The following is an 8914-nucleotide window of genomic DNA, read 5'->3' as shown; positions in this document are numbered from 1 at the left end:
TGCGGTCGAGGCGGCGAAACAGGCTGCCGCGACCCGGCTGCGGCCCGTGCTGATGACGGCGACCGTAGCCAGCCTCGGCTTTCTGCCCATGGCCTTCTCGATGAGCTCGGGTGCGGAAGTCCAGCGTCCGCTTGCGACGGTCGTTATCGGTGGCCTTGTGTCGGCAACCTTGTTGACGCTGCTGGTTCTGCCGACCGTTTATCCGTGGTTCGATCGCCGCAAAGGCACGTTGCGTCTTGCGCAGGTGCACGAGCGCGAAACGCAATTCGCAGAATGATGAGGGATGCTCTACCGTGACTGCCCTAAAACGTTTACCCGTCCTGTTGATACCGCTACTGCTGGCGGCTTGCGCGGTAGGTCCTGATTTCAGGCAGCCGGCCGCCCCGAGCGGCGCGGATTACACACATGATCCGCTGCCGTCGAAGACCGCAGTGGCCCCCGGCGCAGCGGGAGGGGCGCAGCAATTCGCTGTTGGCGGCGATATTCCGGGCCAATGGTGGACGCTGTTCCAGTCGCCGGAACTCAACGCGATGATCGACCGTGCGTTCAAGGCCAGCCCAACCATCGCTGCCGCGCAGTCTGCGCTCGCCGTGGCCCGCGAGAACATGCTGAGCCAGAAGGGGACGCTCTTTCCGAGTATCGGCGTCGACGCATCGGGCAGCAGAAACGAAACGTCCACGGCGAGCCTTGCTCCCGTCGCCGCTAACAACCAGCGCATTTACTCGCTCTACACGGGCGAGCTGACCGTGTCGTATTCGCTCGACGCATTCGGCTTGAATCGCCGCATGATCGAATCGGCGGTCGCGCAAGCCGACAATCAGCGTTTCGAACTGGAAGCGGCCTATCTGACCTTGAGCAGCAATCTCGCGCTTGCAGCGTTCAACGTTGCTTCACTGCGTGGGCAGATCGCTGCGCAGCAGGAGGTGATCAGGGCCAATGCCGACCTGCTCGATATCCTCCGGCGCGAAAGCACGCTCGGTGAAATTGCCGAGGCGGACGTCCTGCAGCAGCAAGCGGTGCTTGCGCAGGCGCAGGCCGCGATACCTCCGCTTGAGAAACAAGTGGCGTTGCAGCGCGATGCGCTGATTGCGCTCATGGGCGGCTTTCCGAACGAGGATGTCGCGGCCGATTTCGGGCTGTCCTCGTTGCACCTGCCTGAGGATCTGCCCGTCAGCCTGCCGTCGACCCTCGTGGAGCAGCGGCCCGACATTCTCGCGGCGGCTGCCGCCTTGCATGCGGCTAGCGCTCAGGTGGGTGTCGCGATCGCAAACCGGTTGCCGCAAATATCGTTGACAGCGGCCCTGGGCACTTCCCCCGCTGCCGTCGCAAATGCTTTTACGCCGTACAACCAGTTCTTCGCCATTGTCGGGAAGGCCGCCCAACCGATCTTCCAGGGTGGAGCGCTGCTGCATCGCCAGCGCGCGGCGCAGGCGGCATTCGATCAGGCCAGCGCCCAATACCGCTCGACGGTGATCAACGCATTTCAGAACGTTGCCGACGTATTGCAGAGCGTGCAGGCGGACGCGAAGACGTTGCGGGCGGCCGTCAATGCGGAGCAGGCCGCCTTGCGCAGCCTGACTATCGCCCGTGAACGGCTGCGCCTGGGTGAATCGTCGTATCTGTCGGTACTCACCGCTCAACAGACGTGGCAAACGGCACGCATCGCGTCGATACAGGCGAGAACGGCCCGGCTGGCAGATACAGCGGCCTTGTTCCAGGCCGTCGGCGGTGGCTGGTGGAACCGGTCCGATTCGCTCGTTTCGACGGCCGCGTCAAACGAATCACGCTAAAACAGATCATGAAACGACTTTGTCTGATTCTTGTGGTTGTGATCATGCAAACCGGTTGCGCGACCCAGCCGCAATCGCGCCATCTCATCTCGAACCAACCGATGCTGGATGGCACAGTAGTCGACTACGCCGGCGTGCCCTGCGGCAATCAGAACATGCATGTGAAATCGCCCCTCTGCTTGTATCCGCGGACCCTGCTCGCGTCGCCCGGAGCCCATATGGGGTCTTAATAATCATCTCCGTTCAAGTCGAACGGCCACCGTAGAGTCGGAGGGGCGTTATCTACGATCAGGAAATACCGCACAGCGCGAGAAGATCTTCTGCGTGCACAACGGCAAAGCCTTTCCGCTAACTGGCGAACTCTTAAATTGCCTTCAACCGAATCGTGTGTACGTATTCTTTCACTCTCCTATCAGAACGCCTCGACCGGTGGCTGCAAAATATCCAGCAGACCCACTCTGATGAACAGCTTGCAGCTTCGAAGGATATTGCCGAGCTTGGGCGCCGGATGAAAGAGTTGGACGGTTAGCCCGGGCCAATCCCGTTGGCTTCCATACCGTTGTACCCGGAGGACTTGGTGGCACGGATGCTTGCAGCCTCGACGCGCATTGGGCAAACTCCTGCCACTTCAACGAATTGGTGATTTACGAATGAGACGTGTGACACATGGGCTGGCGGTTATCGCCACAGTGCTAGGCTTTGCCGCCGCGGCACAAGCGCAGGAACCGGCTACCGGCGGCGCTGCGCAGACGTATTTTGAAGGAAACCTGCCGCTTGAAAGTGGGCAGGTCATCAAGGATTTTTCGATTTCGTACGCGACGCATGGCACCCTGAATGCCGAGAAGTCAAACGCCATCCTTATGGTCACTGCGATTGGCGGGAACCACCATCGGCTCGATTACCTGATCGGTCCAGGCAAGGCACTTGATACCAATAAGTATTTCATCATCACGACTGACGCTATCGGCAATGGGCTGACAACCTCGCCGTCCAATAGCCTCACCCAGGCCGGCATGTCGTTCCCCCACTTCTTGATTCGCGATATGGTCGAATCGCAATACCGACTTGTTACACGCAAATTCGGCATTGCGCATCTGGTCGCAGTAATTGGCGCTTCGATGGGCGGCATGCAAACTCTGCAGTGGGGCGTCAGTCATCCCGATATGATGGACGCGCTGGTTCCAATCGTTCCTCTGGGACGCACGCCGGCGTGGACCAAAGCCGTGCTCGATCTCACGCGACAGGAGATCATGTCTGATCCTGCGTGGGATGACGGAAATTACAAACAACCTCCGCAAACGGGAATGCGTCTGTGGGCCGGTACCATGGCACTGATCACCCGCACGCCGGAACTACTCAAGAACACGATGCCGAAAAGCGACGACGTCGAGCCGTGGCTTCTTAAGACCGAAGATGACGGGTGGAAGAATTTCGATGCACGTAACTGGGTTTACCAGACCTGGGCCTACGATGCGCACGATATCGGCACCACACCAGGTCTGAACGGCGACTACTATCAGGCGTTACGGTCGATCCGGGCGCGCACGCTGATTCTCGCCGGGGTCGGCGATCTGCTCAACCCGGAACCGGAGGCACTAGAAGCCGCACGCTACATCCAGGGCGCGCAATTTGAATCGATCGAACCACGCTGGCCGTCGGGTCATTTTTCCGCTGCCGGAGTAACGCAGCCGGAAGTGGATTTCCAGAATCGCGTAATCGGTGCCTTCCTCGCAAAAGTCTACGCGGACAGAAGTACGAGCTAAGGTGCGCCAGGCGGCTGCCGATGCGCTGTGACGCGAACGCTGGCGAGGCCATCAAACATGAGGGCCCGCCACCGGAGACGATCACGCTCAATGAGTATGCCGCCTCGCACCGGGGGCCGTGCGCGAGATGATCGCCAAGGCTCTGCTGCCTGAGGGAACGCAAGTGCGCTCCTCGAAGTATCTGAATAACGTGATCGAACAGGATCATCGAAACATCAAGTCCAGAACGAACGTGATGCCCAGATTCAAACGATTCAGGCTCACATCGCGTCGGTCCACTCCGCGGCTTCCTCCCTCGAGCCTTGTCCAACGACTGCCCGCATGCGTCGTCGTGCGTTCTCGCGGCAGCGGACAAGGGCAGGCGTCGAACAAGCCTTGACAATAGTGCCGATTCCAATCGCTCGGAAGCGATCATTGTGGATGAGATCGCGCGCAACTGTTCGAATGTCAGCACGCGTTTGTGCAATTGAGACATTGCTTGCCGGGCTCGGGTGGTCCAGCGCAATAGCGAACCGCTCGGGCCCGCGGTACCTCGGTGATGCCGAGTTTTTTCACGGTGTTGAACACCAATTTGCCCTGCAATCAACGGTCGAAACCTGATTGACCTTGCAATCATCAATTTGCCGGACTTGCTCCGACTGGCATATGGGGAAAACCCTTGTTATAAAACTTCTCTGTATATGAGAAAGTTTATTTACACTGTCGTAGCGAATGCAACTTGGTGTCAGCCCTTAGATGTGTTCGCCGCCTTCATCCCCCTCTTTCCGACGAAATCCGCCCGATGCACCACAGCTCGACCCAAGTCGCTTTTGAAACGCCCTCGCTGGCGTGCGATACCCATTTCCACGTATTCGGTACCCCTGATCGCTACCCCTATCCGGCCGGGCAATTGCGCTATACCCCACCGGTGGCACAGATCGATGACTATCTCGAACTGGCAGCGGCCCTGGGGATCCAGCGCATGGTCTTGGTCCAGCCCAGTGCGTACGGCCGCGACAACACCTGCATGCTCGACGCCATGCAAAGCCTGGATCCAGCGGTACGGCGCGGTATCGTGGACATCGACGAAAACGCCAGCGACAGTGAATTTGCCCGTCTGAATGCGCTTGGCGTGCGTGGCGTGCGCATCAATGTCAATCCGATCAAACCGTTAGTACCCGGTTTCTCCGAGACGATGCGCCCCCGCGTCGCGCGGCTCGACGCCCGTTGCAGCGAACTTGGCTGGTCGCTCGATTTCCTGTTGCCCGGCTGGCTGACCGCTGAATTGCTGCCAGACATGAAAAATCTGCGCAGCAATTTCAGTATTGCCCACCTGGGCATGAACCTCGCGCGCGACGGCATCACGACCGCCGGCTTCACTGGGCTGGTCGATCTGCTCAAACATGGCGAAGGACGCTGCTGGGTGAAGCTGACTGGCACCTATCGCATTTCGACACAACCGGGTTTCGACGATATCGCGCCGCTAGTCGAGACGCTGTCGCAGGCGGCTCCCGATCGACTGATCTGGGGTTCGGATTATCCGCACCTGTCATTCGCTGAAAACGATACGGTGGTTCTGTTCAACCTGCTTGCGCGCTGGCTGCCGGATCCGGCGCTCCGTCAAAAGGCGCTGGTCGATAACCCCGCCACGTTGTACGGCTTCTGAATCCTTTGATTCCTGAGAGGCCGCTATGCAATCGAATCTGGCATCCCGAACTCAACCTGCATCGAACGGCTGCACAGGCGCGTCGTCATCGGTAATTAGCGCGCTGGAAGTCGAAACGATGCGCAAGGTATCGAAACGCCTGGTGCCGTTTTTGCTGATTGCCTATCTGGTCTCAGTCATCGACCGTACCAATATCGGCTTTGCCGCTATGCAGATGAGTCATGACGTCGGCTTGAGCCAAAGCATGTTCGGGCTCGCCGGCGGCATTTTCTTCGTGTCGTATTTCATCTGCGAGGTGCCAAGCAACCTCGCGCTCCAGCGCTTCGGCGCGCGTCGCTGGCTGTCGCGCATCATGGTGTCGTGGGGACTGGTGGCGGGAGCAAGCGCGCTGGTCATCGGGCCGAAAACTTTTTTTACAGCGCGCTTTGTTCTCGGCGTCGCCGAAGCCGGCTTTTTGCCGGGGGCGATCTATTACCTGACGAACTGGTTCCCGAGCGCCTACCGCAGCCGCGTCATGGCCTGGTTCGTCCTGTCCGTCCCGGCCGCGGGATTGCTTGGCTCGCCCATTTCGGGCGCCTTGCTCAACATGGGCGGCCTGATGGGTCTGCGCGGCTGGCAATGGCTATTCGTGATCGAAGCCGTTCCGCCGATCCTGCTCGGCATCTTCGCACTCTATTGGCTGACCGATAGCCCCGCACAGGCACGCTGGCTGAGCGCCGAGCAGCGCGACTGGCTGGTCACTCGACTCGCCGGTGACGAGAACCGGCGACACGCACCACCCAAAGTCTCGCTGTGGAAAGTGCTGTCCGACTGGCGGGTACTCATGCTGACGCTCGTGTGCGGCAGCACCGTCACGGTCAGTACCGTGCTGGGCTTCTGGCAGCCGCTGATTATCCGCTCCTTTGGCGTCAGCTATTTCAATGCCGGTCTGCTGACCGCGTTGCCGTATGGTGCCGCCGCGCTGGCCATGATTCTCTGGGGGCGCATGTCAGACCGTCATGGCGAGCGCATCTGGTTCAACGTCATACCGATGACGTTAGCCGTGATCGGCATGGTCGGTACGCTGTATTTCACGAGCCTCATCGCGACCGTGATTCTGTTCGTGCTGGTCATGGTCGGCACCTATGCCTGCAAGGGACCGTTCTGGGCGCTGGCGACCGAGTCGGTACCGGCCACCGTCGCCGCCGCCGGCATTGCGCAAATCAATGCACTGGGAAGCCTGCCGGGCTTCTTTGCCTCCTACCTGATTGGCGCCATCCGCCAATCGACCGGTAGTTACCCACTGGCGATCCTGCCTATCGCGGTGTTCTGTGCGATGGGAGTCGTGGCCGTGGCGATGATCGGGCGGTTGCAGTCGAAAGCCCGTTGGTTCTAGCAAGGAAGCCGCGCAATAACTGTCGTGATGGCAACCATGCCGGACGTCGCACAGCCGCACAGCCGCACAGCCACTCGCAAATTTCATCCCGAAAAGATTTGCGGAACCGGAAACACCAATCCTGAGAGCGTACCTATGAGTCTTGATCGACCACTACGTGTGGGCCTGATGGTGCCGGCCAACAACAGCACCATGGAAGGCGAACTGCTGGCATGGTTGCCGCCAGGCTCAACCTGCCAGACCTTGCGAATTGCGCGCGGCGCCGCCATGCTGGATGCCGAAACCCTGCCCGCCTACCGGGCGACTGCTCTCGATCTGGCCAAATCGTTCGACAGCGACGCGCTCGATGTGATTGTGTATGGCTGCACCGCGGCGGGTTTTATCGCCGGTCCTGCAGCCGATACGGCGATTGGCTCGGCGATCGCGGAATGCACCGGCTTGCCCACCATCACGACGGCGCAGGCGATGGTCCGCACGCTGAGCCGGCATGCCGTAAAGCGCGTCGCGTTGGTCACGCCGTACCTCGACGCAGTCAACGATCGGCTCACGGCATTTCTCGGGGCATACGATATCCAGGTCGCCTCACTGTCCAGTTTCAAAGCCCAAAACGTCGATGAACTGGCCGCGATCGGTTCGGCCCAGGTGGCCGAACGCACTCGCATCGCCCTACAGACCGATTGCGATGCCGTGTTTGTCGCATGCTCGCAGTTGCCGACGCTCGAGGTCGTGCGAGCGCTGTCCGCCAGCGCCGCCAAGCCCCTCTTTTCGTCGATCCAGGTTAGTGCGCTGCTCGCGCGCGAGATCCAATGAGCACTTCTTCTGCCGGACAGGCGATGTCCGAAGCCGCGACATTGGAAGCGCAAACCATGCGCCGCGTGCAGTGGAGGCTGATGCCTTTCCTGATCGTTTCTTATCTGGCATCGGTGATAGATCGGGGCAATATCGGTTTCGCCAGCCTGCAGATGAATGCCGACATCGGGCTATCGCATACCCTGTTCGGACTTGCGGGCGGCATCTTCTTTATCTCCTATTTCTTCTGCGAAATTCCGAGCAACGTGGCACTGGAGCGTTTCGGTGCGCGGCGCTGGATTGCCCGGGTGATGATCACTTGGGGCATCGTGGCGGGTGCGATGGCGTTTGTCGCCGGCCCCAGATCGTTTCTGGTGCTGCGCTTTTTGCTCGGCGCCGCGGAAGCCGGCTTCTTTCCCGGCGTAATCCTTTACCTGACCTATTGGTTTCCGACGCGCTACCGGGCGCGCATGATCGGCATCTTCATGGTTTCAATTCCGGTGGCGAATGCGCTCGGCTCGCCGCTTGCCGGCATGTTGCTGCAGACGGATGGCATTGCCGGCCTGCACGGCTGGCAGTGGCTGTTTCTGGCTGAGGCCGTACCGACTGTCGTACTCGGTGTAGCCGCACTATTCTGGCTGACGGATCAGCCCAGCCTCGCCAAATGGCTACCGCCCCAAGGACGCGCATGGCTGTCTCACACGCTCGAACAGGAAGCCCGCGCGCGTAGCCAGCTGCTGACGCATAAACCCAGCCTGTGGACCACGCTCGGTGACCGCCGCGTGTTGCTGCTGACGTTGATTTCCGCCGCCACCACTACCGCGAGTACCGCGCTGGCAATCTGGCAACCGCTGATCATCAACTCGCTCGGGCTCGATTATTTGCAGACCGGACTGGTCAGCGCAATTCCCTACGTCGCAGCCTCCCTCGCGATGATTTTCTGGGCACGCAGTTCGGATCGACGTGGAGAACGCATCTGGCATAACGCGATTCCGATGATCATGGTGGTCGTCGGTTTCGTCGGCATGCTGCTGGTACATTCGCTGTGGCCGGTGGTCACGCTGCTGACCGTGGTCATGGTCGGCACCTATGCATGCAAGGGACCATTCTGGTCGATGGCGACCGAATGGCTACCGCCGCCGGTGGCCGCTGTCGGTATTGCACAAATCAGTGCCCTGGCCAATCTGAGCGGTTTCTTTGCATCGTGGTCGATCGGCGCGATCCGTGACGTCACCGGGAGTTTTGTGCTGGCCCTCACGCCACTCCTGGGCTTGTGCGTAGTCGGCACGCTGTCCATGATCTGGCTTGGCATATCCGGAAGCGCCCGTCGTCTCGAACGTTGAGTGCCGCGGTTTTCCCAGGACACGAATTCGCCGCTTTCGATTCAGCTGATTTTCTGGGACGGACGAATCAGCAGGGTCGCAAGTATCCCTAACACGGCCGCGGCGATCAGCGTATATATCGTGTAGCCCCAACCGATGCGCGTACCGATCAGCGCGCTCACCGTCGGCATGATGGTGGCCGCGGCGAACCCCCACATATTCATCCAGGC

General features: G+C 60.2%; 7 protein-coding genes and 1 pseudogene. All 8 read left to right on the top strand.

From position 1 onward, the window contains the following. Positions 1 to 277: efflux RND transporter permease subunit (locus tag QOC89_RS30240; protein WP_323048398.1), on the top strand; the 277-nt coding region annotated here is incomplete at its 5' end. 16 nt (positions 278 to 293) lie between these two features. Beyond that, positions 294 to 1790 carry an efflux transporter outer membrane subunit gene (locus QOC89_RS30235; RefSeq protein WP_323048397.1) on the top strand — a complete coding sequence of 499 codons (1497 nt, stop codon included), beginning with the start codon at positions 294 to 296 and terminating at the stop codon, positions 1788 to 1790. A gap of 659 nt (positions 1791 to 2449) precedes the next feature. Continuing rightward, complete coding sequence (locus tag QOC89_RS30230) at positions 2450 to 3553, top strand: alpha/beta fold hydrolase (RefSeq protein ID WP_323048396.1); 1104 nt, start codon at positions 2450 to 2452, stop codon at positions 3551 to 3553. Positions 3554 to 3704: 151 nt separating this feature from the next. Next, positions 3705 to 3812: pseudogene (locus QOC89_RS30225) on the top strand (IS6 family transposase); the annotation flags it as partial. A 522-nt stretch (positions 3813 to 4334) separates the two neighbouring features. Further along, on the top strand, positions 4335 to 5198 hold the full coding sequence (locus QOC89_RS30220) for an amidohydrolase family protein (protein ID WP_323048395.1): 864 nt from the start codon (positions 4335 to 4337) through the stop codon (positions 5196 to 5198). Between the two features lie 118 nt (positions 5199 to 5316). Beyond that, on the top strand, positions 5317 to 6573 hold the full coding sequence (locus tag QOC89_RS30215) for an MFS transporter (RefSeq protein WP_323048399.1): 1257 nt from the start codon (positions 5317 to 5319) through the stop codon (positions 6571 to 6573). A 135-nt stretch (positions 6574 to 6708) separates the two neighbouring features. Then, entirely contained in the window at positions 6709 to 7383 is a 675-nt protein-coding gene (locus QOC89_RS30210; RefSeq protein ID WP_323048394.1) for a hypothetical protein, read from the top strand. Then, a complete protein-coding gene (locus QOC89_RS30205) occupies positions 7380 to 8705 on the top strand; it encodes an MFS transporter (RefSeq protein WP_323048393.1) in 1326 nt (441 codons plus the stop codon). Before QOC89_RS30210 ends, QOC89_RS30205 begins: the two co-directional genes overlap by 4 nt. Positions 8706 to 8914 lie beyond the last annotated feature (209 nt).

Origin of the sequence: Paraburkholderia sp., from assembly GCF_034668105.1 — a bacterium.
GTDB lineage: Bacteria > Pseudomonadota > Gammaproteobacteria > Burkholderiales > Burkholderiaceae > Paraburkholderia.
Note: the sequence above shows the minus strand (reverse complement) of the source record. Positions and strands in the feature narration are given on the sequence as shown.

Coding starts and splice junctions, on each gene's coding strand:
- QOC89_RS30210 (WP_323048394.1), top strand. CDS start 6,709: ATGAGTCTTGATCGACCACTACGTGTGGGCCTGATGGTGCCGGCCAAC.
- QOC89_RS30215 (WP_323048399.1), top strand. CDS start 5,317: ATGCGCAAGGTATCGAAACGCCTGGTGCCGTTTTTGCTGATTGCCTAT.
- QOC89_RS30220 (WP_323048395.1), top strand. CDS start 4,335: ATGCACCACAGCTCGACCCAAGTCGCTTTTGAAACGCCCTCGCTGGCG.
- QOC89_RS30205 (WP_323048393.1), top strand. CDS start 7,380: ATGAGCACTTCTTCTGCCGGACAGGCGATGTCCGAAGCCGCGACATTG.